Here is a 26,142-nt window from a genome sequence, read left to right on the forward strand (position 1 = left end):
ATGAATCTGTTTACACAAGTAAAAACATTAATATATAAGGATGTTCTTTTGGAATGGCGTTCAAAATATGCCATCAACAGCATCCTACTTTATGTGGTATCCACCGTATTTGTATGTTATCAATCATTCAAATCGGTGGATACTTCTATTTGGAACACCTTGTTTTGGATAATATTACTTTTTGCGGCGATCAATGCGATGAGTCGTTCTTTCCTACAGGAAACGGGAAACAGGCAGATGTACTATTATAATCTGGTGAGTCCCTTGGCGATTATTCTTGCCAAGATTATCTACAATTCCTTTATCATGATTTTGATGGCGGGGATTGCCTTTGTGGTTTACAACCTTATTTTCCGAACGCCTATAGGCAATTTACCTGTTTATTTGCTGAGCATATTATTGGGCAGCATTTCCTTTGCCACTGTTTTCACTATGGTTGCCGGCATTAGTGCAAAGGCAGGTAATAACAGTACCATCATGGCGATCCTGAGTTTTCCTGTTATTATTCCCTTGTTAATCGTGCTGATTAAATTATCGAAATCAGCAGCAATGGGTGGCTTAATCGCTGAAAACTGGGGAGATATTGCTGTTTTATTGGCAATTAATGTCGTTACTATTGCCGTTTCTTTGCTGTTATTTCCTTACCTTTGGCGAGATTGATTTTTTAGTACTTATGAGAAAAAATTGGTGGAAAATCCTAGCCGTAGTCATGGTTGCGAGTACGGTAATAGCCGGATTATTAGGCCCAGTACCGGTACTGTATATTTTAAATGAAACAATCAGAAATGTCTATTTCCACGTTCCAATGTGGTTTACCATGATGGTTTTATATTTAATTTCATTGGTTTACAGCATCAAATATTTAAATACCAGTAAACGGGAATATGATTTCATGGCGGTTGAAGCCGTAAATACAGGGGTATTGTTTTGTATCTGTGGTTTGTTAACTGGTATGTTATGGGCGAATATTACTTGGGGTACCCCTTGGACAAACGATCCCCAGTTAAATGGTGCTGCAATAACCACGTTAATGTATCTGGCCTATTTGGTATTGAGAAATGCCTTGGAGGAGGAACAAAAGAGAGCAAAAATATCTGCGATATACAACATCTTCGCATTTCCGATTATGATCGTATTGATCTATATCCTACCAAAAATGAACGATTCTTTACATCCTGGAAGTGGTGGTAACTCCACTTTTGGTTCTTTGGATATGGATAATAACATGCGTCCGGTATTTTACACGGCGGTAATTGGATGGATTCTAATTGGTATTTGGATAGCGACCTTACGCTATCGCATTCGTTTAATTGAAGACAAAAGAAATAGTATTTAAGAAAATATGAGAAATTTCCTATTATCCCTAATGGCCGTGCTAGTAAGTTTTAGTGGGGCTATTGCACAGACTACAACTACCAACCATGTTCCGATGGCAGATGGTCTTCGTGCTGAAGGAAAAATCTATGTGGTTGTTTTGGTCATGTTAGTTATTTTCATAGCGGTTGCCGTTTACCTATTCACACTTGACCGCCGAGTGAAGAAATTAGAAAAAGACAACTAAGAATTAGATATGCTGATTAACCAACACCGGACTTTATCGGGATTAAACATCTTCCTGGTGACTCTTGTTGGCACAGTATTATGCCTTGGTGCCTATACGCACTTACCTGAACGATTAACACCGGTCCTTTTTGAGCCGGGCTTAGCGAACCTTTTAGGATTTCAAATTGGGGAGAATATTTCACCTCAATCCAACGTATTCATTACCTTGGCATTGACCATTCTTCAGGCATTCTACCTGAACCGGGTAGTAAATCACTTCAACTTATTGGGAAAGCCAAATTTCCTTACGGCATTGATGTTCATGACCTTGGTCAGTGTATTTATTCCCTTCCTGGTCTTATCCCCTACCTTAATCTGTAATTTCATCACCATATGGATGTTGCATAAATTATTCAACATCTATAAACACAGTGATGTGAAAGGAATCATGTTTGACCTTGGTTTATTAATAGCCTTGGGAAGTTTGATTTACTTTCCTTTTATCGTGATGTTGTTACTTATCTGGGCTAGTTTGGTCATCTTCCGTCCATTTGCTTGGAGAGAATGGGTTACTCCATTATTGGGTGTTATCGTGGTATATTTTCTTTTAGCGGTAGCCTATTTCTGGTTGGAGCGGATGGATGAGTTTTATCAGATTTTTATCCCATTCAGCTACGCATTTCCAACACGTTTAAATATGGACATGCACGATTTCTTCGTGTTGATACCAATTGTAGTTGCCTTAGTTGGTTTTCTTTTTATCCTTAAGGACAATTTCTTTAAGAGTGTGGTACAAGTCAGAAAGAGCTTTCAATTACTCTTTGTGATGTTGATATTAATCTTTGCTTCCTTTTATTTGAATATTGATAAATCTGTCAACCATTTTTTATTGACTATACCGGCAATTTCGATTTATTTGGCTTATTTTTTCACCTATGCCAAGTTGCGTTGGTTTTATGAGACCTTATATGCCGTAATAATAGCCACGATTATCTACTTCCAGTTTTTCTAAAAAACTGATATTTAGCTGTTTAACCTTTTTTAACAACTAATTATCCCGTGATTATTAAAAATTAGATAGTTTTGTAGCGAAAATTTAGGCTTAAAATGCCAAAAATTAAGAATTAACCTCATCGTTTTAGATTACGAAATAAGGATTACTTTAATCGATCAAATACGATGGTTTATTATAAAAAGTTGATACCATTGAGACGAATTTTTAGAAACAGACAGTTATTTACACTTTTGGGTATAGGTGCTATGCTCTTGGGTTACACGGAAACACGTGCCCAATCATCGACTTCCCATTCTCCTTATTCACAATTTGGCTTAGGTCAAATGCGTGAGGATCAATTGCCTCAAACCCGTTCTATGGGTGGTATCACGAGCGGTGTCCGTTATCAAAGTGGTTTACCGATTTTAAACATATCCAACCCGGCGAGTTACTCAGCTTTCAGTTTGGCTATTTTAGATGCGGGCTTATATGGTAATGTGACCCAATTGGCAAAATCAGGCAGCCAAGGACATACAGCAGACTTTGCATTCAGCCATTTCGCATTCGGATTTACCTTAAATAAAACAAACGGACCTAAATTAGGTGGTGTTTCTTTTGGTTTAATGCCGTATTCGGATGTGGGTTATAACACAGCAAGCACCCGTCAAATTGACAATATTCCTTATAAATCAAGTTTAGTTGGTGAAGGAGGTGTAAATAAAGCCTATGTTGGCTATGGTGTTTCTATTTTACCAAATTTCAGTATTGGTGCTAATGCCGGTTTTCTTTTCGGAAATTTGTATGATAAGTCCATGATTGAATTCCCTTATGAAGCAGGCATGTACAATACGGTTCAAACCCGTACAAGACAGATTCGTGGGGCAACTTTTGATTATGGTGCGCAGTATTTCAAAGCACTTGGAAATAAAATGAACTTGACAATTGGTTATAACGGTTCGTTAAATAACACTGTAAATAGCAAAACGAGTTCATTAACTACCTTGACACAAACAGACCCTTCATTAGGAGATAATGGACAAGTAGCGATTGACACTTCAGCAATGGATCTTTTATCCAACAGAAACATCAATCTTCCACTAAAACATTCCGTTGGTTTTACCTTGAGTAAAGGTGTTAACTGGAGTGTGGGTGCCGACTTTAAATATGCAGATTGGTCTAATTTCCAAACGGAGCAAGGACAACCTAAATTAGGTAAAAACATGGGTATAGCAGTAGGTGGGCAATTTAAGCCTGATCCTACGTCCATGAAATATTTGAATGTGGTGGATTACCGTCTTGGTTTCCGCTATAACAAATCGCACATCTCAGTCGATAATCATCGATTAACAGATATGGCAGTTACAGTAGGTTTAGGTTTACCATTACCTGAGAACAATTTTGGTCGTACATTTTCAAATGTGAACATTTCTGCCGAATTTGGTCAGCAAGGTACCATGAACCATAATTTAGTTCGCGAGCGATATATCAACATCAACTTAGGCTTTACGCTAAATGATGCTTGGTTCAAGAGAAGATCTTACGATTAATATGTCAATTCCGAAATTAAAGATATCATCCATTTTGCCCCTAACAATTGTATTGCTAGGGGCAATCTTGTCAATTGCCTGTGAAAACGATCAGAAGGACATTGATCGTTTGACGAATATCGAGGCTGAGGAGGCAGTGGATATTTCGAAGGATGTAACGGTTATTTATAGTGATTCGGCAAGGGTAAAAGCAGAGCTTAAAGCTCCAGAAATGCGCCAATATCACGATAGTACCGGTAATATGGAATTTAAAAAAGGGGTCTTAGTAATCTTTTATGATGATAATGCTAAAGAATCGCAACGCATTACATCCGAATATGCGATTCTAAAACAAAAGCAAAAGCTCACTGAATTCCGCAAGAATGTAGTGATTACCATGGCCGATGGATCGGTGATCAAAACGGAGGAGCTGATTCATGATGAGCAGAAAAAGCAATATTATGGTAGTCAACCAATTAGCGCTGATTTCACAGATGGTAGGGGACAAATGCAAGGGACTTCGTTTATTTCGGATGTAGATTTCAAAATAGTGGATTTCACTAATGCCACAGGAATAATATACCCTAAATCAAACTCTTCAGGTTTCCCAGGTTTCGGAAACTAGCAGAAAGTGAAGTAATTGACTAATAATATTTGGGAATCAGCCTAAAAATAAAATTTTACACTTTTTTTCATAAAAGTTGTATCTTGCGCCTTGTTTTAAAGAAACACAATTAAGTAACTCAAATTAAGCATTAAAATATATAGTATACAGTTATGGGATTAATGGGCTATTTGCGAAACCATGCGGGACTAGTTGTTACCGTTATAGCTTTGGCAATTGTTGCGTTTTTATTAGGCGATATGATTAACATGGGGACTCCATTTTGGCGTAGCAGTCAAAGTGAGGTTGCTAATGTCAATGGAGAGGGTATCGACTATCAAGAGTTTAATGGACAAGTAGAACAAACAGTGAACATGTATCAGCAACAAATGGGTGGTGCAAACAACCCACAGATGCAAGGATATGCGGTTCAACAAGTTTGGAATCAATATTTGACTCAGCAATTGATTTCTCAAGAGATTGAGAAAATCGGAATTGAAGTAGGTAAAGATGAATTAAACAGTTTAGTGAGTGGAAAAAATCCTTCCGCATTAATTGCGCAGTATTTTACAAATCCACAAACAGGTCAAATTGACAACAATGCATTAAATGCATTTATTCAACAAACAAAACAAGACCCTAATGCAAGAACACAATGGGAAGGTTTATTGAAAAACATCAAAACTGACCGTTTATTCCAGAAATATAGCACGTTGGTAAACAACAGTGTATATACAACAGCTTTAGAGGCGGAATACGATTATAACTCACGTAATAAACTAGCTAACTTCAAATATGTGATGTTAGACTATGCATCCGTAACAGATGCACAGGTTAAATTGACCGATGCAGATTATAAAGAGTATTACGATAAGAATAAAAATGCTTTCAAGAACAACGAAGAAACACGTAGCATTGATTACGTAATTTTCGATGCTCGCCCTAACAAAGCAGATACAGCATTAGCGACAGCTGAAATTCAGAAATTAAAGAATGAATTAGCTGCTTCTACAAATGATTCTTCATTTGTTAACATCAATTCAGAGAATAAATATCCAGTTAGATATTACGGAAAGAATCAATTAAGCGCAGCTTTAGATTCAGTCGTATTCAATGCTGCTCCAGGAACAGTTGTAGGACCGTTCTTAACGCAAAATGTTTACGAGGTTGCTAAAGTAATCAGTGTTAAAAATTCACCAGATTCTGTAAATGCTAGCTTAATTGTTATTGATCCTGCTGCTGAAGGGGGTCTTGACAAAGCAAAAGCAAAAGCTGACTCCATCAAAAACTTGGTATTAGCAGGTGGTAACTTTTCAACTTTAGCTGTTGAGTTCAGTGCTGATCCACAGACTAAAAATAATGGCGGTGAATTGCCTACATTAACTCGTGGCGCTATTCCTGAATTAGACGAAGTTTTATTCGACGGTGTAACTGGTGATGTAAAAGTGGTTCCTACCAACAATGGTGTACACGTAGTAAAAGTGAACAAGCAAATTGGTAGCTCTAAAATTGCCAAATTAGCAATCGTTGACAAGAGCATCGTTGCAGGTAAAGAAACAACAGATTTCGCATATTCAAAAGCTAATACATTCTTCTCGGGCTTAACTGGAAAGAATTTCGAGGAGCAAGCGAAGAAACAAAACTTAACGATCATGAAGAACGACCGTACAGCTGCTATGGATAACACCTTCGGCGCGATTGAGGTACCTCGTGATTTAGTTCGTTGGGCATTTGAAGCAAAACAAGGTGATGTTGGGGAGAAAATCTTCGATACACAAGATAACTTCATCGTAGCTCGTGTTACAAATATTCAACCTAAAGGCCATCAACCATTAGAGTCAGTAAAAAGTGTTATTGAGCCAGTAGTTAGAAACATGGTTAAAGCACGTATGTTGAAAGAGAAAATGAACAATGCCTTAAACGGTGCATCATCTATCGATCAAGTAGCTCAGAAATTAGGTAAGAATGCACAATCTGTAGAGAATGTGGTATTGGCTAATCCGGTTATCCCTGGTATTGCAATTGAGAACGCTGTTGTAGGTACTGTATTTGGTTTACAACCAAACAAACCATCTAAAGCAATTGAAGGTTCGCAAGGTGTTTATGCTGTTCAAGTAGTAGGTTTTGTAAACCCTAAGGCATTAGCAGGAGAGGAATTGGCTTCACAACAGAGACAAATTACACAACAGAAAGCACAACGCTCTCAAAACGTAATTTTCCAAGCATTACAGGATAATGCGAAGATTGTTGACAATCGTATTAAATTCTATTAATAAAGAATAGTTAAATTTACAGCTGGGTAACGTTTTGTTGCCCAGCTTTTTTTATTTTAGGGAAATGGATATTCAAGAGAACATCGTTAATAAGGTAGCAGAGAGTGGATTGATTACGATCGACTTGGCAAAATATGCCCCTACGGAGCCAATCGTCGTTTATGATATAAAGGACAACTTATTCCATGGGTTGATATTAAAAGAGAAAGATTTCAGAACATTTATAAAAGAACATGATTGGTCCAGCTATGCCGGTAAACATGTTGGCATAGTTTGTACCGCTGATGCAATTGTACCTACCTGGGCTTACATGCTATTAACAAACAAACTGGTTGAGCATGCCCTATCGGTTCATTTCGGTGATGAAGCTTATGTTCGTCAGGTACTGTTTGAGCAACAATTACAGCAATTGGATTATAGTCAATATCAGAATGAGCGTATTGTGGTAAAGGGTTGTGGGGATATCTATATCCCTGAGTCTGCCTTTGTCAGCTTTACAGCATCATTAAGTAAAGTTGCCAAAAGTATTATGTACGGAGAACCATGTTCTACAGTTCCTGTGTTTAAGCGAAAAGCTTAAACTATTTATGCTAACCACGGTCATATTTATATGAAAAAATTAATTTCAGTTCTAGTATTGCTATTTGTGTTGAGCTCCATGAGCATAGCACAGACATTACCTTATCTTTCGGAGCCCACCTTCAAAGCGGGTGAGGTTTTGAAGTATAAGTTACGTTACGGTATTTTATCGGCTGCTACAGGCACTTTGGCTGTACATGAATCAAAATATGATTTCGGGGTTAAGGATGCGATGCACCTATCTGTTTTCGGACAGACTTCAGGAGCATTCTCTAAATTCTATACGGTCAAAAACCAATATGATTCTTACATAGACCGTAGGAATTTCCTGCCGATTTTATATACGGAAAATATTCGGGAGAACAATTACCGCCGTGTAGAATACGCTACATTTGATCATAAGTCTAGAAAGGTAAATGGTAAAAAAGGAAAGTTTTCAAGTCCAACTGCGCAGACTTTTGACTTGGTTTCCGCCTATTACTTCTCCAGGAATCTTGACTTCTCAACGCTTAAGAAAGGTGATAAGTTTAAGATTACGTATTTTCTAAATGATGAAGTTGCTCAGTTGGGCGTGGAATACATCGGGGTAGAAAAGGTTAAATCTGTATTAGGTACATTGGAGTGTATCAAATTGAGTCCTGAAATATCTCCGGGAAGAATCTTTAAAAAGAGCAGTCGTTTGTATCTTTGGGTCACCAACGATGGGAACCGTATTCCTGTAAAAGCACAGGTTGATATCCTCATTGGTTCAGTTACCATGGATTTGGTCAGTGCAGACGGATTAAAATTCCCGTTAGGAGAACGGGTTAGTTATTCAAAATAAAAAATGATAGAAGTAGGAAATGTATTGGTTCACGAGGACATTGTGAACCATGATTTTGTTTGTAACCTGAGCAAGTGTAAGGGTGTTTGCTGTATTGAAGGGGATTCAGGTGCTCCACTTACGGCTGAAGAGACGAAAATATTAGAAGATATCTACCCACAGGTAAAACCTTACTTGACAGAGAAGGGTATTGAGGCTATTGAAAAGCAAGGGAAATATGTTGTAGACTCTGATGGAGACTTAACGACGACCTGTGTAGATGGAAATAAAGAATGTGCTTATGTGACTTGGGAGAATGGTATAACGAAGTGTGCCATTGAAAAAGCATATGAGATGGGTGATGTCAGTTGGAAAAAACCAATTTCTTGTCACCTCTACCCTATTCGTGCAACACATTATCCAGAGTTTGATGTCCTGCATTATGACCGCTGGTACATCTGTAAAGACGCCTGTACCTTTGGTCAAGAATTGAAAATCCCCGTATATCAATTCTTAAAAGATCCATTAATTCGAGAATATGGTGAAGAATGGTATAAGGAGCTTGAAATTACCTTAGCTTCTAAACCATAATTTTAGTATTTTTATGGTCAATTTCATCGATTATTAATGGTCTTAAACCATTTTCATGTTAACATTAGACGAAATACAACTTCCTATAAAAGAACATCTCAAGAAATTCGAAAAAACCTTCAAGGCTTCGATGCAGAGCTCTGTTCCCTTATTGGATAAGATAACACGATACATCATTAAACAAAAAGGAAAACAGATGCGACCGATGTTTGTTTTCTTTTCAGCTGGGTTATGTGGCGGCATTACAGAAGCAACCTACCATGGTGCTTCTTTAGTGGAATTGTTACATACCGCTTCTTTGGTTCATGATGACGTCGTAGATAATGCCAACGAACGCCGCGGCTTTTTTTCTATCAATGCATTATGGAAAAACAAAGTTGCTGTTTTAGTTGGGGATTTCCTGCTTTCGCAGGGTCTCCTTCTTTCGGTTAAACATAAAGAATTTGATTTACTACGAATCGTTTCAGAAGCAGTTCAGCAAATGTCAGAAGGGGAATTATTGCAGATTGAGAAAGCAAGACATTTGGACATTGAGGAATCTATTTACTTTGAGGTCATCCGACAAAAGACAGCCTCTTTAATAGCTTCATGTTGTGCTTGTGGAGCATCCTCTGCTGGTGCAGATGCAGAAACAGTAGAAAAATTACGTTTATTTGGGGAAAAGGTTGGTATTGCCTTTCAAATAAAGGATGACCTGTTCGACTTTGGATTGGATGATGTTGGTAAACCGGTTGGAAATGACATCAAAGAAAAGAAGATGACTCTACCATTGATATATGCCTTATCGGTTGTTGATAAGGGACAAAAACGTAAGATTATCAATTTGGTGAAAAACCATAACGAGGATCCTGAAAAGGTGACGGAGGTAATCAATTTCGTAAAAGTGAATGGAGGGATGGAATACGCCACAGAGCGTATGATGCAATATCAACAAGAAGCATTCGACATCTTAGCACAGATACCGAATGGCGGTGATTATAAAACCGGATTAGAACAATTAGTGCGTTTTACAACAGAAAGAAAGAAATAAAATAACATGAGCCACGAAGCACTCTTTATGATCGGATTTATAGTTTTTATAATTCTGATGCTAGCAATTGACTTAGGACTATTTTCAAAAAGCGACAAACCTGTATCCCTTAAGGTGGCGGCAATTATGAGTGCCATCTGGGTTACATTTGCCCTCCTCTTTGGTTTGTTATTGTATTTTTGGGGAAATGAACTTCATAATGTTCACGACATAGCCAGGCTAAAGGAAGTCATAGCCAAACATTTTCATAATATCACCATCAATGAAAATGACCTCGCAGCAAGTTTACATATCTATAATAAAAACCTGACCCTTGAATATTTGACAGGTTATGTGGTTGAATATGCCCTTTCAGTAGATAATATCTTTGTCATGGTCCTGTTATTCAGCTCCTTTGGTATTCCAGAGAAATACTATCACAAGGTGTTGGTGTGGGGTATTTTGGGTGCCATTATCATGCGTTGTATCTTTATTTTCGTAGGTGCTGCATTAATTACAAAATTCGGATGGATTCTATATGTATTCGGAGGATTCTTGGTCATCACTGGATTCAACATGTACCGAAACAGGAATAAAGAGGAAGAGGTTGACCCAGAAAATCACCCGGTTGTTAAATTTGCATCTAAGCACTTTAAAGTAACCCATAAATTGGATCAAGGTCGTTTCTTCCATATCGAAAATGGCGAAAAGTACATGACCCCATTATTTTTGGTGTTATTGGTAATCGAGTTTACGGATTTAGTCTTTGCTGTGGATTCTATTCCAGCGATTTTCTCTGTAACGAAAGATCCATACATCGTATTCTTCTCGAATATCTTTGCAATTCTTGGATTACGTTCCATGTTCTTCTTATTGGTAAACATTATCCACAAATTCCATTATTTGAAAGTTGGGCTAGCATTCCTATTAATCTTTATCGGATTAAAAATGTTACTTCATAGCTACTTGAAAGATTGGGGTTTCACTACAACACACTCATTGATTGTAATTCTAAGTATATTGGTAATAAGTGTTGTTGCATCCTTGATGTTCCCTAAGAAACAAGACTTCGAAAAATCTTAATTAAAAATATCATGGCCCCCAAGTACGGGGGCCATCTTTATATGTGCTAATATTTTTACAATATTGCTCAATCGCCCTATTATAAATTTTATAAATTCGTAAACATTTTATTTTAACAAAAGACCATATGAATTGGAGTAAATCTATTCTATTTGCAGCAGCATTATTTGCTACAACCTCAACATTTGCGCAAGACAACCTAATAAACGCATTAAAAGGAAATGCTTCGGACAACAGTAAAGAAGGTTTCCGTTTTACCGAAGTTATCAATCTTGGTAACACTTCCATTAAAGATCAAGGATCATCAGGTACTTGTTGGTCTTATTCTGGAAACTCATTCTTAGAATCAGAAATGATTCGTATGGGTAAAAAGCCAGTTGATATTTCTCAAATCTATACTGCTCGTAATACATACATTGAAAAAGCAAAGAACTTTGTTCGTCTACATGGAGATCAAGCACAAGGAGACGGCGGTCAATTGCATGATGTATTAACTATCTTCAAAAAATACGGTGCGGTTCCTTATGAGGCCTATACAGGACTTACAAATGGTCAGACACGTAATAACTTCGGAGAGATGGGTACGGTACTTCAAGGGATTACTAAAACTGTTGCTAGCAGTAAAAAACCAGGAGCTCATTGGTTAGATGCTTTTACAGCAGCGATGGACTCTTATTTAGGAAAGGTTCCTGAATCTTTCCAATACAATGGAAAAACCTATACGCCTAGAACATTTGCTGATCAGGTAGTTGGTATTAATCCTGATGATTATGTGGGAATCTCTTCCTTTAAAGAGCATGAATTATACAAACCATTTGTTTTATTAATTCCTGACAACTGGTCATTTGAAAGCTTTTACAATGTAAAAATCAATGACCTTACAGATATCATTGACCAAGCATTAGAAAAAGGATACACAGTTGCTTGGGCTACTGACGTTTCGGAAAAATCATTCAGCTGGAAAAACGGTATTGCTTATGTACCTGAAAAACCAGTAGAACAAATGAACCAACAAGAGCTGAACAATATGTTCAATGGTCCTAAACCAGAAGCTAAAATCACGGAAGAGCAACGTCAAGAAGCATTTGATAACTATACGACTACAGATGATCACGGTATGCACATCACTGGATTAGTAAAAGATCAGAATGGAAAAGAATACTATATCGTGAAAAACTCTTGGGGTTCTACAAATGATTACAAAGGTTATATGTATGCTACAAAAGAGTTTGTTCGCTATAAAACCATCTCACTTTTATTGCATAAAAAAGCATTAACTAAGGAAATGTCAAAAAATTTAGGCATCTAAATTAAAGATATTACAAAAAGTCCTCGTGTAAACGGGGACTTTTTAGTTTTCTTTAATTACATTAGCCTTATTATAAACAAAGAATTATAGATTAGTATAGATTATGAAAAAGTTATTATTACTATTATTTACCATTCCCTTTTTGGCGATAGGTCAAGAAAAGGGAATTCAATTCGAGCATGGCACGACTTGGGAGAAAGTAAAAGCAAAGGCAAAAGCAGAGAACAAACATATTTTTGTTGATGCATTTACCACTTGGTGTGGTCCTTGTAAATATATGTCAGCCAATATTTTCCCGCAGGAAAAGGTAGGTACATTTTTCAACAAGAACTTTGTGAACCTAAAGATTCAAATGGACGAGACTGAAGGCGATGATGCAGATGTAAAATCATGGCGTGCCGAAGCGAAACGTTTTGCTAAAGACTATGCTATTACTGCCTATCCAACCTTTCTAATTTTTGATCCTAACGGTGAGTTAGTACACCGCATAGTAGGTGGTGGAGAAGCTGATCAATTTATAGCATTAGCAGGTGAAGGATTGAACCCAGAGACACAATACGTGACTTTGTTGAAGAAATTTGAGGCAAACCCTAACGATGTAGCTACGGCTAAGGTAGTGGCAGCAGCAGCCTCTAAAGCCTATGATAAAGCTACAGCTGAGAAAGCCCTAGGAGTTGTAATAGATAACTCGAGTACGGATGAGTTATTGACCAAAGAAAGCGTGTCTATGTTAGGTCGTGCAGCTAGTTCTACCAAATCAAAAGCATTTGACGTTATCAGAAAAAACAAAGCTAAAGTTGATGAGTTAACAAAACCAGGTTATGCTGACCAAATCTTAGGTATTGCTATTATTAATTCGGAAATCGTTTCTAAAGTTCGTGCATCTAAGGAAGATATTTTAGATCAGGTAATTGCAGAAGTAGAAAAAACATATGCCGATGTTGATATGAAAAACATCCTAGCAAGCTATAAACCAAATTATTACGCTTCCAAAAAGAATTGGCCTAAATACCGTGATGCTGTCAATGCATACATCGCAGTATTAGGTGATAAGACTCAGGCAAGCCAATACAACAGCTTTGCTTGGACTATTTTTGAGAACTGTACAGATCCAGCATGTTTAGATGCTGCTATCAAATGGGCAGAGGCTGGTTTGAAGAAAGAAGAAACTGCTGCTTTATTAGACACGTATGCTAACGTGCTTCATAAAGCAGGAAAGACAAAAGAAGCAATTGCTGCTCAGGAAAAGGCTGTTACCTTAGCTGATGCACAATCTAAAGCTGACTACGAGAAAACATTAGCATTGATGAAAAAAGGTTTGCCAACTTGGGAAACCGAATAATTAGCATGCTGAGATAATAAAAAAGGCAATCCAGAAGTGGATTGCCTTTTTTATTTTGTTAAACTTTGGACACGCTTATTTTTGAATATCCTTATAGCCTACATTCATGTTTTGGAACATAAATGCCCATTTATCGGTTTGTTCTGCAATAACCATTGCAGTAGACTTTCCAGCGCCATGTCCAGCTTTGGTATCAATTCGTATTAATACCGGATTTGGTCCTTTATGGTACTCCTGCAAACGAGCAGCAAACTTAAAGGAATGCGCAGGAACTACTCGATCATCATGATCCGCTGTGCTAACCATTGTTGCCGGATACTCTACTCCTTGTTTCAAGGCATGATAAGGTGAATATTTATAGAGGTAGTTAAACATTTCGGCACTATCATCTGCAGTTCCGTAATCAAAAGCCCATCCTGCACCTGCAGTAAACTTATGGTAGCGAAGCATATCCAACACACCAACAGCTGGGAAAGCTACTTTAAACAGTTCTGGGCGTTGGGTCATGGAAGCTGCAACAAGCAGACCACCATTAGATCCTCCAGCGATGGCCAATTTTTCAGAAGAGGTATATTTCTCCTTGATCAGGTATTCAGCAGCCGCAATGAAATCATCAAAAACATTCTGTTTCTTCATTTTAGTTCCTGCTAAATGCCAAGTTTCACCATATTCACCACCACCTCGTAAATTGGCAACGGCATAAACACCACCTTGCTCCAACAAAATCACATTACTCGTACTGAAAGAAGGTGTTAGACTAATATTGAAACCACCATAACCATACAATAAAGTTGGGTTAGTGCCATCTAATTTTATTCCCTTTTTGTAGGTAATAATCATCGGAACTTTGGTGCCATCCTTAGAGTTATAGAATACTTGTTTGGATTCATAATTCGAAGGATCAAATTGAATCGCTGAAGCTTTATAGACTTCTGATTTTCCGGATGCAATATCATATTGATAAATGGTTCCTGGATTTACATAATTTGTAAATGTATAATACAAGGTTTTATCATCTTTCTTAGCACCAAAACCCGCTGCAGTACCTATTCCAGGTAATTCCACTTCATGCTCTAATTTACCGTTTCGATCAAATTGTTTCACTAGCGAAGTCGCGTCTTTCAGATAGGTCGCAAATATTTTGCCTCCGCCAGTAGAAGGGCTCAATACATTTTCGGTTTCAGGAATTAAATCATTCCAATGCTCAGGTGTCGGATTCGCAATGTTGGTTTGTACCAAGCGGCCATTAGGTGCATTTAATTCCGTGAAAATAATTAGATTATCACCTTCATTATCTATTACATAGTGATTTTTCTCCATGTTATTGACAATAGGCACAAAGACTGAATTAGGTGCTTTTAGATCTTTTATATATAATTCATTACCTGAGGTGGTATTCGCTGCTGTCACCACCAAGAATCTTTCATCTTCTGTTAATCCTGCACCTATATAGCGTCTTGGGGTATTTGGACCTCCAAAAACTAAAGCATCTGTATTTTGTGGGGTATTTAGTTTATGGAAAAACAGCTTGTGCTGGTCCGTCATCGCTGAAAGTGCTGAACCGGCCTTTGGCTTATCATAGGAGGAATAATAAATTCCTTCATTTCCTTGCCATGCCATTCCAGAGAATTTAACATTGGTCAAGGTGTCTCCAATAATGGATTTATCCTCGGCTTTAATGATAATAACCTTGGTCCAATCAGATCCACCTTCAGAGATCTGATAAGCCGCTAAAGAGCCATCCTTGCTGAAAGAGAGACCCGCTAAAGAGGTAGTACCATCCTTCGAGAATTTATTGGGATCAAGAAACACTTCTTCCTTACCATCCTCCCCTTTCTTACGGTAAATTACGGACTGATTTTGTAGTCCATCATTTTTAGAAAAATAAGTCCAATCACCTTCTTTAGATGGGGCAGAATATTTCTCATAATTCCAAAGCTTCTCAAGACGTTTTCTGATATGCTCACGGAAAGGGATTTGGCTTAAATAATCTTCGGTTACTTCGTTTTCAGCCTTCACCCAACTTTTAGTTTCTTGGGATAAGTCATCTTCTAGCCAGCGATAAGGATCATCGACAGTAACTCCAAAATAGATGTCTTGCTGGGTTCCTTTGCTGGAATTAGGGTATGGTTTCACAGTAATTTTAGTGTTTGATTCTACTACTTTTTCTTGCTGGCATGCCGTCAGCATGAGGGCTAGAACGCCCAAACTTGCATATTTGATCATACGGATTAAGATTAGTTCATAACAAAACTAAGGAATTAATTCGCTTCACAAAACCCGACCATATTGTGAAAGCGCTATAAATGTGGTAGTTTTGGCCTTTATGGCCATTCGAGACAAGATATATTTCGCATCAGACTTCCATTTGGGATCCTATCCGGCTACCCAATCCATCGATCGCGAACGCCGAATCATTGCTTGGTTAGAGGATATCAAAGCTGATGCAAAGGAATTATATCTGGTTGGTGATATCTTTGATTTCTGGTTCGAATATGCTACTGTAGTCCCCAAGGGATATGTACGGTTTTTAGGTAAGTTAGCTGAGCTTGCAGACCTAGGAATAAAAATCACCCTATTCAAAGGCAATCACGACATGTGGATGTTTGGATATCTGAAAGACGAACTGCATGCTGATATCGTATCCAATGAAAAGATCATTGAGCTGAATGGCAAAAGATTCTATATTCACCATGGTGATGGATTAGGACCTGGTGATAAGAAGTATAAATTCTTAAAAAAGATTTTCCGATCAAGTATCTGCCAATGGCTTTTCGCTCGATTACACCCCAATTTGGGAATCGGCATTGCTACCCGTTGGTCTAAGCATAGCCGTATAGCCAATAATAATGAGGAAAAATTTCTCGGTGAAGAACAGGAATGGTTAATTGTCTATGCTAAAGAAATCCTCGACAACCAACATTTTGACTACTTTATTTTTGGTCATCGTCATCTACCTTACGAATTGGAATTGAAGAATAAATCGAAGATAATCAATTTAGGAGAGTGGATTAATTATAATACTTACGCAGTGTGGGATGGTGAAAATTTAAGCTTGAAAACATGGAATTCAACGAAATAGCGCAATCTATTTTCCTTCTAAATCAGGAAGATTTGGAAAAATTATCCCAATTAGTGGAAATACAAAAAGTCAGCAAGAATACCTGTTTTATTGAAGCAGAGAAAACGACCCCATATCTCTATTTTCAACAAACAGGAATATGCCGCATCTTCTATCACAAGGAAGAGAAAGAAGTTGTTTTGGCTTTTACCTTTCCAGGTGAAGCTATCCTTTCACTCAACAGTTATATTCATGGCAAAAAAGGTTATGAGAGTATTCAAGCCTTAGAAGACTCCATTCTTTACCGCTTATCCATAGCTCAATTGCAAGAATTATATAAGGATTCTGTTGGTATAGCCAATTGGGGAAGAAAATTAGCGGAATTGGAATCTGTAAAAATCGAAGAACGCTTGATGCTCCGCTTATTTAAGTCTTCTCGGGAGTCTTATCACGAGTTATTAAAAAAGGCCCCGAATATTACCAACCGTATAAAGTTAGGCTACATTGCCTCCTATTTAGGGATTAGTCAAGTTACGTTAAGTAGAATTCGTGGTATTAAAAAGTAGGTTAATTTTTTAACATTTGTTAAAGAATATGGTGTAATTTAAGTGCAAATTTGCAACCTTAAAATTTTATCATAAAAATGAACTGGATTATCCTAATTATTGGTGGCTTATTTGAAGTTGCCTTTACTTATTGTATTGGACGTGCTAAAGATGCAACAGGAACAGCGATGTACCTTTGGTATCTTGGTTTTCTTATCAGCGTGACTATCAGTATGGGTCTGTTAATTAAAGCAACAAATACGCTTCCTTTGGGTACTGCTTACGCGGTTTGGTCAGGTATCGGAGCTGTCGGAACAGTACTTATGGGTATATTTTTCTTTAAAGAGCCTACAGATTTCTGGCGTATTTTCTTCATTATCACCCTGATAGGCTCGATTGTAGGGCTGAAAGCAGTTTCTTCGCATTAGGCTCGTCAAAAAAGCAGGAAAATCTTTATTTTTGTCGATTACAAGTTCTCCCAAATTAGGAGGAGGACACACCATTCAACAGAGGAATACTATGTTAGACAAATTACAAGCAATAAAAGAGCGTTGGCAAGAGGTGGAAGCAGAGCTCAGCAACCCAGACACCATCAGCGACATGAAGCGTTTTGCCAAGCTTAATAAAGAATATAAAGACCTTTCCAAGATTGTTGATCAATACCATATCTACAAAAATATGGTCAGCAATATTGACACAAACAAAGATATCCTTGCCAACGAGAAGGATCAAGAGTTGAGGGAAATGGCGAAGGAGGAATTGGATATACTTTACACACAACGCGAAGAGAAAGAGGAAGAAATCCGTTTGATGTTAATCCCTAAAGATCCTGAAGATGGTAAAAATGCCATTATCGAGATCAGAGGTGGTACTGGAGGTGATGAGGCGGCATTGTTTGCTGGTGATTTATACCGTATGTACACCCGCTATTTTGAAACCAAGGGTTGGAGAACTGAAGTTATGGATGTAACAGAGGGTACTTCAGGTGGTTATAAAGAGGTGATCCTAAAAGTTATTGGAGATGACGTTTATGGCCAATTGAAATATGAATCTGGTGTACATCGAGTTCAACGTGTTCCAGACACCGAGACCCAAGGACGTGTTCACACTTCAGCGGCATCTGTAGCAGTATTGCCGGAAGCAGAGGAAGTGGACGTGGAGATCAATCCTGGTGATATCGAAATGCAAACATCCCGTTCAGGTGGTGCTGGAGGTCAGAACGTAAATAAGGTAGAAACTAAAGTACAGTTGACCCATAAGCCTTCAGGTATTGTTGTGGTATGTCAAGTAGAACGTTCGCAGTTAGCAAACCGCGAATTAGCTATGGAGATGTTACGTAACAAGCTTTATGAGTTAGAGGTGCAGAAAAAACATGGAGATGTTGCTGCAAAACGTAAGACGATGGTATCAACCGGAGACCGTTCAGCAAAAATCCGTACCTATAATTATCCACAAGGTCGTGTAACAGAACACCGTATTGGATTGACGATGTATAATTTACCGGCTATTATGGACGGTGATATTCAAGATATTATCGATAAATTACAATTTGCAGAGAATGCCGAAAAGATGAAAGAGGGCGCTGTAGAGTAATATTTTTCAAAAAAACATTAGCAGATATGGAAATAAACACTATATTTGCACACCTTCTAAAAAGAAGGTAATTGAGGTCTGGTAGTTCAGCTGGTTAGAATACATGCCTGTCACGCATGGGGTCGCGGGTTCGAGTCCCGTCCAGACCGCTCAAGAAAACAAGAAGTACATTAGGTATTTCAATTAGATCGGGAAACCGAGACGTTCTTTACGATATTGCAAAATTATTGGTCTGGTAGTTCAGCTGGTTAGAATACATGCCTGTCACGCATGGGGTCGCGGGTTCGAGTCCCGTCCAGACCGCCAATAATATTATTAAATAGTTTTGCAAAGATTTTGGTCTGGTAGTTCAGCTGGTTAGAATACATGCCTGTCACGCATGGGGTCGCGGGTTCGAGTCCCGTCCAGACCGCTAAAAAGGTCACAAATGTAAATTTGTGACCTTTTTGCGTTATCCCTAATTCAAAGTTTCTATTTCCGTTAACTTTTGTGATGTAATTCATAGCCTAATGCACCTGATGGGCAGGCTTCAATTTGATCAATCAGCTCTTGTGTTGTAGCCTCTTCTGGCTTTATCCACGGTCTTGCACTTGGATCATAAACCTTAGGAAGTGAATTGACACATACTCCAGAGTGAATACATCTTTTTGGTCTCCATAAAACGATTATTTCACCATTTGGATGTGGATATCGAATAGTCTTTTCTTCCATAACTCGTCTATTTATAAAGTTCAACAAGCGATAGGCTATATTGTTTGTTACTTAAGTTTGGTTAGTTCAATTGCTTATTACTATCTATTCTGATTCATTATTTTAGAAAAATCCCTCTTAGAGGGGTTAGAATTAGGGGCGAGGTGACATTCTGTAGATATGCGTAATTACATATAGTCTAAATAAATTTTCTATAAACTATTTTATTTAATTAATTTTAGGGTTAACCAATTTTAAATCAATAGTTTACCAATTAATGAACAATTCTAGCTATATTTAATGTAACTAATAACCTAAAAAACAAAATGAAAAAGCAGCCTCCCTCTCTCAATGAGGATGACGATTCTATGGATGACGGAAAAAATGTGGCCATAATTTCTTATTTAACAGCATTAGGCCTTCTAGTAGCCTTTGTATTAAATAATGAATCACGCAATGATTTCAGTACATTTCACATTAAACAATCATTAGGAATATTCCTGACGATGTTTGGCGTATTTGTATTAAGCTATATTCCTGCGGTAGGATGGGTCTTCGCGGGTATAGGTCTAGCAGCGACCTGTATATTATGGATGATTGGACTTATTCATGCTGCGAGCGGAAATAAAAAGACCGTACCTTTTCTTGGTGATTTCTTTAATCGTATTTTTGCTGGTATCTAAAGAAGCTTGTTCAAGAAAATAAAAAATAGTAAAGACATGCCCAAATAGAGCATGTCTTTACTATTTTTTTGAATAATTTATAATGAATTGCAAACGTTATTGTAATTCCATGATAAATCCATTACGTTTGGAAAAGAATTCCTAAAAAAAGGATTTTTTATTGTAAATGGGTTACTATTTGAATATAAGGGTATTAATAGGTGAGTAAAATAAGAGAGATAATTAATAAGACACGCACGGACAGTGAGTTGTTAGAAGGGATGCGGAAAGGCGATAGCGCTGCAGTGTCTTTTATCTATAAATCTTGTTATCCATCGGTTTCCCATATGATATTAAACAATAAGGGAACTGAAGACCAAGCGAAGGACATCTTTCAAGAAGCAGTCATCGTTTTATATGACAAGATTACTCGAGATGAGGGGTTTGAGCTGAGCAGTAAACTAAGCACATTTTTATATGCTATCTGCAGAAGGTTGTGGTTAAAACAATTGAATAGACGGAATTTATCGCTTGATAGTATCGAGCAAGATAACTTAGACATTCCCGATATAGCTGATGCCTTAGAAGATCATGAGGCAGAAGAAATGAAGTTTAACCAAATGGATGTAGCCATGAATAAACTAGGTGAACCATGTGCAACCATTTTAAAGGATTTTTATATCAACAAGAAATCCATGCAGGAAATCAGTGATGAATTAGGCTATAGTAATGCTGACAATGCTAAAAACCAAAAGTATAAATGTTTACAGCGATTAAAGAAACTATTCTTTGATCAATGGATTAAGGATGAACAATAACATGAATCAAAAGGACTTTATTGCGTGGGCCGATCGTTATCTTGCTGGAGAATTATCCGAAAGCGAACGTGTGGAATTTGAAACCCTATGCCAAGAAGATTCTGAACTGAACAATCAATTTCTTGCCCATAAAGAGTTTGTTCATGCCATGCGTCAGCATGCTCGAAGAAAAGAGTTTATGGCCAACTTGGATAATGTGGTTAAAAACACCCCAACACAGCCTATTATTTACCGTATGTGGAAGAAGCTAAAAATAAATGCAGTAGCCGCAGCCGCAGTTGCCGTTCTTTCCTCTTTAGCGACCTTGTATTTAACCGGATACTTCTCGACACTACGTAAGACGACTTCAGATTATAGCGCGCTTAAACGCGAGATAAATAACGTTAAACGTAATGTGAGTGCTCACCAGAACGCGATCAGCAACATCAATAAGGAAACAACGACCCCTACCCCACTACAATATGGTGCAACGGGATTTATGTTGACCAAAGATGGCTATGTAGTAACGAACTTTCATGTAGTGAGTGGAGCAGACTCTATTCATCTTCAAAATAACAAAGGAGAGACTTTCCGAGCTTCTGTTATCCATGTCGATGCAGAAAAAGACTTGGCAATTTTGCATATTTCTGATACGAGTTTCAATCAAGCTAGCAATATCCCATATACATTCAAACGCCAAGGACTGGATTTAGGAGAAGGTATCTTCACCATCGGTTATCCAAGAGATGAGGCCGTATATGGCGAAGGGTATTTAAGCTCTTCCACAGGATATAGCGGTGATACAACAGCTTATCAGATTTCCGTTCCTGTTAACCCTGGTAACAGTGGTGGCCCGGTACTTGATAAACAAGGAAATATCATCGGTATTATCTCCGGAAAACAAAAAGGAATTGATGGTGCAGCATTCGCCATTAAAACAAAAGCTCTAATTGAAACCTTGAACAGAATCCCTAAGGATTCTTTAAAAGGCAATATTGTATTGAGCAGTAAAAATAGCCTATCAAATTTACCAAGAACGGAGCAGATCAAAAAGTTACAAGACTTTATCTACATGGTTAAGGTATATTAGAATAATTTGACTTATGTATCTAAAAGGTGTTACAAATTATGTGACACCTTTTTTTATTTGATGTACTATGAAAGAGGGCTGAAACATCAACAAAATGACTTTTATTAAATAGCTATGGAATATAATGGCGTATTAATGAAGTGCTCTAAAAATTATTCCATTGAAAAAGAACAACTTAATAGTATATTTAGGAAAATAATTATCATGCGAACATTTTGGATTTACTTTTTCATCTTTTTATCGCTAGTTATTCTTGTACAGACATTTAAGTATTTATCAGGTCCGGTGGACTTGGCATTTACTTGGGCAGAAAGCCTGAAATACCTAGGTTTAATTGTATTGATTGCGAGCATATCTGCTTTCATATCTCCAAAAAAGAAGAAAAAACACATTTAAATAGAAAGAGCCAATTAGTAACTAATTGGCTCCTTTTTTATATAGATCAACCTATTTATTAGGTTGTGGAGTAGTTCTCAAATAAGGTTTGATTTCGGTAAAACCTTTCGGGAACTTTCCTGCAATATCCTCTGTCTTAATAGCCGGAACTACGATTACATCTTGTCCATCTTCCCAATCAGCAGGTGTTGCAACTTGATATTCATCTGTCAATTGCAAAGAATCAATCACACGAAGAATCTCTTGGAAATTACGACCTGTAGAAGCTGGGTAAGTCAAAGTCAATTTAACTTTCTTATCTGGGCCAATTACAAATACAGAACGCACTGTTGCAGTAGCGGAAGCATTCGGGTGAATCATATCGTATAACTCAGCTACCTTACGGTCCTCGTCTGCAATAATTGGGAAATCTACTTCTGTATTTTGTGTTTCATTAATATCTTTAATCCATTCCAAATGTTCTGGAACCGAATCAACACTCAGCGCTAATACCTTTACATTTCTACGTTCGAATTCATCCTTTAATTTTGCAGTTCTACCCAACTCCGTTGTACAAACAGGTGTGAAATCTGAAGGGTGTGAATAAAGAACAGCCCATTTACCATCTATAAAATCATAGAAATCAATATCTCCAATGGAAGTTTTTGCCTGAAAGTTTGGCGCGGTGTCTCCTAATCTTAAGCTCATATATTTAATTTATTAGTGTTTTGAATAATACTCTACCAATATAGTAGTATTTATTTTTAATTCCAAGAATCAGCAAATAATGACGTAATAATTATAATAAAATAATCCGATGAGGAATATTCTAGCTGTTATCTAATAAACGTTTTAGTTAGTCTTAAAGTTTGATGTTCAAGTAATTTGACAATTAAAAAAGAATCATTACTATGCAAGCATAGTATATTTATGTATATTTGATATACACCATATAAACGAATACAATGAATTTCGAACTATCAGAAGAACATAAAATGATTCGCGATGCAGCACGTGAATTTGCACAAGAATTGAAGCCAGGCATTATACAACGTGATGAAGAGGCTAAATTCCCTTATGATTTCGTCAAGAAAATGGGCGAATTAGGCTTTATGGGTATTATGATACCCGAAGCTTATGGAGGTGCCGGAATGGACACCTTAGCTTATGTATTGGCTTTAGAAGAGATTGCAAAGATAGATGCCTCAGCAGCAGTCATCATGTCGGCGCACAATTCGTTGGTCTGCTATGGTCTCAATGAATATGGTACAGAAGAACAAAAACAAAAATACCTTAAACCTTTAGCCTCGGGAGAAAAGTTAGGTGCTTTTGCCCTATCCGAACCAGAAGCAGGATCTGACGCCTCTTCGCAACATACCATTGCTGAGGATAAGGGCGATTATTATTTGTTAAATGGAACCAAAAACTGGATTACCAATGGTGGTAATGCAGATATCTACCTAGTCATTGCACAGACACATCCTGAAAAAGGGCACCGTGGAATCAATGTCTTGATCGTAGAAAAAGGAATGGAAGGTTTTAATATCGGCCCAAAGGAAAACAAATTAGGAATTCGAAGCTCTGACACGCATTCTTTGATGTTCTCTGATGTCAAAGTACCTAAGGAGAATCGGATTGGGGAAGATGGCTTCGGATTTAAATTTGCGATGAAGACCTTAGATGGTGGACGAATTGGTATTGCCGCACAGGCTTTAGGTATTGCTGCCGGTGCATATGAGCTAGCATTGGCCTATTCTAAAGAAAGAAAAACATTTGGAAAACCTATTTCTGATCATCAGGCTATACAATTTAAATTGGCAGATATGGAAGTTGATATCGAAGCAGCGAGATTGCTTACCTATAAAGCAGCCTGGACAAAGGATCAGGGATTACCTTATGGTAAAATTGCAGCCATGGCTAAATTGAACACCTCAGAAGTTGCCATGAAACACAGCGTAGAAGCCGTGCAAATCCATGGTGGCTATGGTTATGTTAAAGAGTACCATGTAGAAAGATTAATGCGTGATGCCAAGATTACACAGATCTACGAAGGCACATCAGAAATTCAGCGATTGGTTATTGCTAGGGAAGTATTGAGGTAAGAATTCCGAAATAATAAATAAAAAGCAAACGCCCCGAAATTCGGGGCGTTTTATATTTGATTAATTGCTTACCAACCTTGGTTCTGAACCAAATTAGGGTTTAGCGATATATCATTGTCAGGAAGGCCCCAAATAAATTTAGGATCTGAGGCTTCAACTTTTTTAGTTGTATATTCATCCCCAACTCGAACTAGATTTAATGATTGTGGTTCACGACGCTGAAATCCTTCACCCCAACGTTTTAAATCATCCAATCTAAATCCTTCGAATGCTAATTCTCTAAAACGCTCATCTTTAATTTCATTAAATAAAGTTGCACCTGAAATTCCAGAAAGCGCTGGCAATCCACGAGAAACACGCAATGCATTTAAATATTTTAATGCATCTGCTGTATTAGAAGGATTAGCTCTGTACGAAGCTTCAGCTGCAATTAGATACATCTCTGCTATTCTGAATAATTTTGGAGTAGAATAATTCGTATTAATATCCACATTCAAACCATTTTCAGTAGAGCCAGGGAATTTATTAACAATTTTCGCTGTTTCAGAAACATTCACAGTCGCCATAGTCACCTTAACCTCCTTAAAGAACACTGACTTTCTAAAGTCTGCTGCATCATATTTATCGATCACCCATTTAGATGGAAGAAAATCGGGTCTGTAGTCCTTATTACCAGCACTATAACCATAGTAATTGGCAATCTGATTTGGCATTTCTGAAGGACGCTGAACTTTGATTTGGAAAATTATTTCTGAACCATTGTCTGCATACCACATACTATTCATTGCCGCTTGTGTATTATTCAATGGATATAATCCGAAATCAACTAATTTAGCAGCAGATTCTTTGGCACCCGCAAAATCATTCATATATAATTTCACACGAGCTTCCAAAGCAGTCACTACATCAATATTAAATTTAGTAGAGCCAACTTTACCTTTTACACCAGCTAAATATGTTTTTGCCTTAGCTATATCATCTAAGATTAATTTATAAGCGTCAGCTACTGTTCCTCTAGAAGGCTTTCCTTCCATATCTGGAACAGTTAATAATGGTACTGCTAAGTCAGTAGCCGCAGTAGCGGCATTATAAGGCTTCGAAAATCTTAAAGTAAGATTTAAGTAATAATATGCTCTCGCTAAATGTGCATCACCATAATAAATATTCATTTGAGCCTTCTCAGCATCAGTTGTGGCTGTAATTTTATCAAAGCCTTGAAGTTGGGTATTGATATTGTTAATAGCTGAGTAGTATCCTTGATAAATATCTCTAATGGTATAATTACCTGATAAGAATCCAGTCCAACGATGTTCATCTCCACTTCTGTTACCAAAGTCTTGTGAAGCATTTAATTGATCTGCCTGAATATCAGTAGCACTAGTATACATTCCATATGAACGACCTCTTAAATACGAGTAAACTGCGGTATTCCAATATCCAGCATCAGACACTTTTTGAAAAGATTGTGACAATTCAATGTTCCCTGCAGGAAAGCGTTCTATCTCACATGATTGGAAGAATAAACCAATCGCTAATACGCCTGTTATATATTTGATTTTATTCATTTTGTAAA

General features: G+C 37.5%; 26 protein-coding genes and 3 tRNA genes. 25 read left to right on the plus strand and 4 right to left on the minus strand.

Features of this window, described 5'->3' with window-relative positions:
• The 14 genes from ABD676_RS03350 to ABD676_RS03415 all read left to right on the plus strand — a co-directional run bounded on the left by ABD676_RS03350 (position 1) and on the right by ABD676_RS03415 (position 13,654).
• Complete coding sequence (locus ABD676_RS03350) at positions 1 to 660, plus strand: heme exporter protein CcmB (protein ID WP_344673254.1); 660 nt, start codon at positions 1 to 3, stop codon at positions 658 to 660.
• Positions 605 to 1,336 carry a cytochrome c biogenesis protein CcsA gene (gene ccsA, locus ABD676_RS03355; protein WP_344673255.1) on the plus strand — a complete coding sequence of 244 codons (732 nt, stop codon included), beginning with the start codon at positions 605 to 607 and terminating at the stop codon, positions 1,334 to 1,336. Before ABD676_RS03350 ends, ccsA begins: the two co-directional genes overlap by 56 nt.
• Positions 1,337 to 1,342: 6 nt before the next feature.
• The gene (locus ABD676_RS03360; RefSeq protein ID WP_344673256.1) at positions 1,343 to 1,561 is read left to right on the plus strand and encodes a CcmD family protein; all 219 of its coding nucleotides are present in this window, start codon (positions 1,343 to 1,345) and stop codon (positions 1,559 to 1,561) included.
• Positions 1,562 to 1,570: 9 nt separating this feature from the next.
• Entirely contained in the window at positions 1,571 to 2,554 is a 984-nt protein-coding gene (locus ABD676_RS03365; RefSeq protein ID WP_344673257.1) for a DUF6427 family protein, read from the plus strand.
• A gap of 194 nt (positions 2,555 to 2,748) precedes the next feature.
• Positions 2,749 to 4,083 carry a BamG family beta-barrel-assembly machinery protein gene (bamG, locus tag ABD676_RS03370; protein WP_344673258.1) on the plus strand — a complete coding sequence of 445 codons (1,335 nt, stop codon included), beginning with the start codon at positions 2,749 to 2,751 and terminating at the stop codon, positions 4,081 to 4,083.
• Position 4,084: 1 nt separating this feature from the next.
• A complete protein-coding gene (lptC, locus tag ABD676_RS03375) occupies positions 4,085 to 4,687 on the plus strand; it encodes an LPS export ABC transporter periplasmic protein LptC (RefSeq protein WP_344673259.1) in 603 nt (200 codons plus the stop codon).
• Between the two features lie 152 nt (positions 4,688 to 4,839).
• On the plus strand, positions 4,840 to 6,939 hold the full coding sequence (locus ABD676_RS03380; RefSeq protein ID WP_344673260.1) for a SurA N-terminal domain-containing protein: 2,100 nt from the start codon (positions 4,840 to 4,842) through the stop codon (positions 6,937 to 6,939).
• Positions 6,940 to 7,003: 64 nt separating this feature from the next.
• Entirely contained in the window at positions 7,004 to 7,519 is a 516-nt protein-coding gene (locus ABD676_RS03385) for a DUF2480 family protein (RefSeq protein WP_344673261.1), read from the plus strand.
• 30 nt (positions 7,520 to 7,549) lie between these two features.
• Entirely contained in the window at positions 7,550 to 8,341 is a 792-nt protein-coding gene (locus tag ABD676_RS03390; protein WP_344673262.1) for a DUF3108 domain-containing protein, read from the plus strand.
• A 3-nt stretch (positions 8,342 to 8,344) separates the two neighbouring features.
• Positions 8,345 to 8,911, plus strand: a complete 567-nt coding sequence (locus tag ABD676_RS03395; protein ID WP_344673263.1) for a DUF3109 family protein — start codon at positions 8,345 to 8,347, stop codon at positions 8,909 to 8,911.
• Positions 8,912 to 8,966: 55 nt separating this feature from the next.
• On the plus strand, positions 8,967 to 9,941 hold the full coding sequence (locus ABD676_RS03400; RefSeq protein WP_344673264.1) for a polyprenyl synthetase family protein: 975 nt from the start codon (positions 8,967 to 8,969) through the stop codon (positions 9,939 to 9,941).
• 6 nt (positions 9,942 to 9,947) lie between these two features.
• Complete coding sequence (locus tag ABD676_RS03405; RefSeq protein ID WP_344673265.1) at positions 9,948 to 11,003, plus strand: TerC family protein; 1,056 nt, start codon at positions 9,948 to 9,950, stop codon at positions 11,001 to 11,003.
• Positions 11,004 to 11,130: 127 nt separating this feature from the next.
• Entirely contained in the window at positions 11,131 to 12,312 is a 1,182-nt protein-coding gene (locus ABD676_RS03410) for a C1 family peptidase (protein ID WP_344673266.1), read from the plus strand.
• A 103-nt stretch (positions 12,313 to 12,415) separates the two neighbouring features.
• Positions 12,416 to 13,654 carry a thioredoxin family protein gene (locus ABD676_RS03415; RefSeq protein ID WP_344673267.1) on the plus strand — a complete coding sequence of 413 codons (1,239 nt, stop codon included), beginning with the start codon at positions 12,416 to 12,418 and terminating at the stop codon, positions 13,652 to 13,654.
• 75 nt (positions 13,655 to 13,729) lie between these two features.
• On the opposite strand, the gene ABD676_RS03420 is transcribed toward ABD676_RS03415, so the two are convergent.
• A complete protein-coding gene (locus ABD676_RS03420) occupies positions 13,730 to 15,880 on the minus strand; it encodes a prolyl oligopeptidase family serine peptidase (RefSeq protein ID WP_344673268.1) in 2,151 nt (716 codons plus the stop codon).
• Between the two features lie 100 nt (positions 15,881 to 15,980).
• Between ABD676_RS03420 and ABD676_RS03425 the strand changes: the two genes are divergently transcribed.
• The 7 genes from ABD676_RS03425 (at position 15,981) to ABD676_RS03455 (ending at position 19,265) form a co-directional block, all read left to right on the plus strand.
• Positions 15,981 to 16,736, plus strand: a complete 756-nt coding sequence (locus tag ABD676_RS03425) for a UDP-2,3-diacylglucosamine diphosphatase (protein WP_344673269.1) — start codon at positions 15,981 to 15,983, stop codon at positions 16,734 to 16,736.
• Positions 16,718 to 17,281: a Crp/Fnr family transcriptional regulator gene (locus tag ABD676_RS03430; protein WP_344673270.1), complete on the plus strand. Its 564-nt coding sequence runs from the start codon at positions 16,718 to 16,720 to the stop codon at positions 17,279 to 17,281. The genes ABD676_RS03425 and ABD676_RS03430 overlap by 19 nt, the downstream gene beginning before the upstream one ends.
• 77 nt (positions 17,282 to 17,358) lie before the next feature.
• Complete coding sequence (locus ABD676_RS03435; RefSeq protein WP_344673271.1) at positions 17,359 to 17,688, plus strand: DMT family transporter; 330 nt, start codon at positions 17,359 to 17,361, stop codon at positions 17,686 to 17,688.
• A 91-nt stretch (positions 17,689 to 17,779) separates the two neighbouring features.
• Positions 17,780 to 18,853: a peptide chain release factor 1 gene (prfA, locus tag ABD676_RS03440; protein WP_344673272.1), complete on the plus strand. Its 1,074-nt coding sequence runs from the start codon at positions 17,780 to 17,782 to the stop codon at positions 18,851 to 18,853.
• A gap of 75 nt (positions 18,854 to 18,928) precedes the next feature.
• Positions 18,929 to 19,002 (plus strand) — tRNA-Asp (locus ABD676_RS03445).
• 80 nt (positions 19,003 to 19,082) lie between these two features.
• Positions 19,083 to 19,159 (plus strand) — tRNA-Asp (locus ABD676_RS03450).
• Positions 19,160 to 19,191: 32 nt separating this feature from the next.
• A tRNA-Asp gene (locus ABD676_RS03455) sits at positions 19,192 to 19,265 on the plus strand.
• Positions 19,266 to 19,333: 68 nt separating this feature from the next.
• On the opposite strand, the gene ABD676_RS03460 is transcribed toward ABD676_RS03455, so the two are convergent.
• Positions 19,334 to 19,564 (minus strand): (4Fe-4S)-binding protein, encoded by a 231-nt coding sequence (locus ABD676_RS03460; RefSeq protein WP_344673273.1) that lies wholly within the window; start codon positions 19,562 to 19,564, stop codon positions 19,334 to 19,336.
• Between the two features lie 305 nt (positions 19,565 to 19,869).
• On the opposite strand from ABD676_RS03460, the gene ABD676_RS03465 reads away from it, so the two are divergent.
• The 3 genes from ABD676_RS03465 to ABD676_RS03475 all read left to right on the plus strand — a co-directional run bounded on the left by ABD676_RS03465 (position 19,870) and on the right by ABD676_RS03475 (position 22,092).
• Positions 19,870 to 20,226 carry a DUF4870 domain-containing protein gene (locus ABD676_RS03465; RefSeq protein WP_344673274.1) on the plus strand — a complete coding sequence of 119 codons (357 nt, stop codon included), beginning with the start codon at positions 19,870 to 19,872 and terminating at the stop codon, positions 20,224 to 20,226.
• A 200-nt stretch (positions 20,227 to 20,426) separates the two neighbouring features.
• Complete coding sequence (locus tag ABD676_RS03470; protein ID WP_344673275.1) at positions 20,427 to 21,023, plus strand: RNA polymerase sigma factor; 597 nt, start codon at positions 20,427 to 20,429, stop codon at positions 21,021 to 21,023.
• Positions 21,013 to 22,092, plus strand: a complete 1,080-nt coding sequence (locus ABD676_RS03475; protein ID WP_344673276.1) for a trypsin-like peptidase domain-containing protein — start codon at positions 21,013 to 21,015, stop codon at positions 22,090 to 22,092. The genes ABD676_RS03470 and ABD676_RS03475 overlap by 11 nt, the downstream gene beginning before the upstream one ends.
• A 447-nt stretch (positions 22,093 to 22,539) precedes the next feature.
• On the opposite strand, the gene ABD676_RS03480 is transcribed toward ABD676_RS03475, so the two are convergent.
• Positions 22,540 to 23,175, minus strand: coding sequence for a peroxiredoxin (locus tag ABD676_RS03480; protein WP_344673277.1), 636 nt, complete (start codon positions 23,173 to 23,175; stop codon positions 22,540 to 22,542).
• 257 nt (positions 23,176 to 23,432) lie between these two features.
• On the opposite strand from ABD676_RS03480, the gene ABD676_RS03485 reads away from it, so the two are divergent.
• Entirely contained in the window at positions 23,433 to 24,569 is a 1,137-nt protein-coding gene (locus tag ABD676_RS03485; RefSeq protein ID WP_344673278.1) for an acyl-CoA dehydrogenase, read from the plus strand.
• Positions 24,570 to 24,637: 68 nt separating this feature from the next.
• Here ABD676_RS03485 and ABD676_RS03490 read toward each other — a convergent pair whose 3' ends face one another.
• Positions 24,638 to 26,134 carry a RagB/SusD family nutrient uptake outer membrane protein gene (locus ABD676_RS03490; RefSeq protein ID WP_344673279.1) on the minus strand — a complete coding sequence of 499 codons (1,497 nt, stop codon included), beginning with the start codon at positions 26,132 to 26,134 and terminating at the stop codon, positions 24,638 to 24,640.
• Positions 26,135 to 26,142: the final 8 nt, after the last annotated feature.

The organism is Sphingobacterium kyonggiense (assembly GCF_039536825.1).
Taxonomy (GTDB): Bacteria; Bacteroidota; Bacteroidia; order Sphingobacteriales; family Sphingobacteriaceae; genus Sphingobacterium; species Sphingobacterium kyonggiense.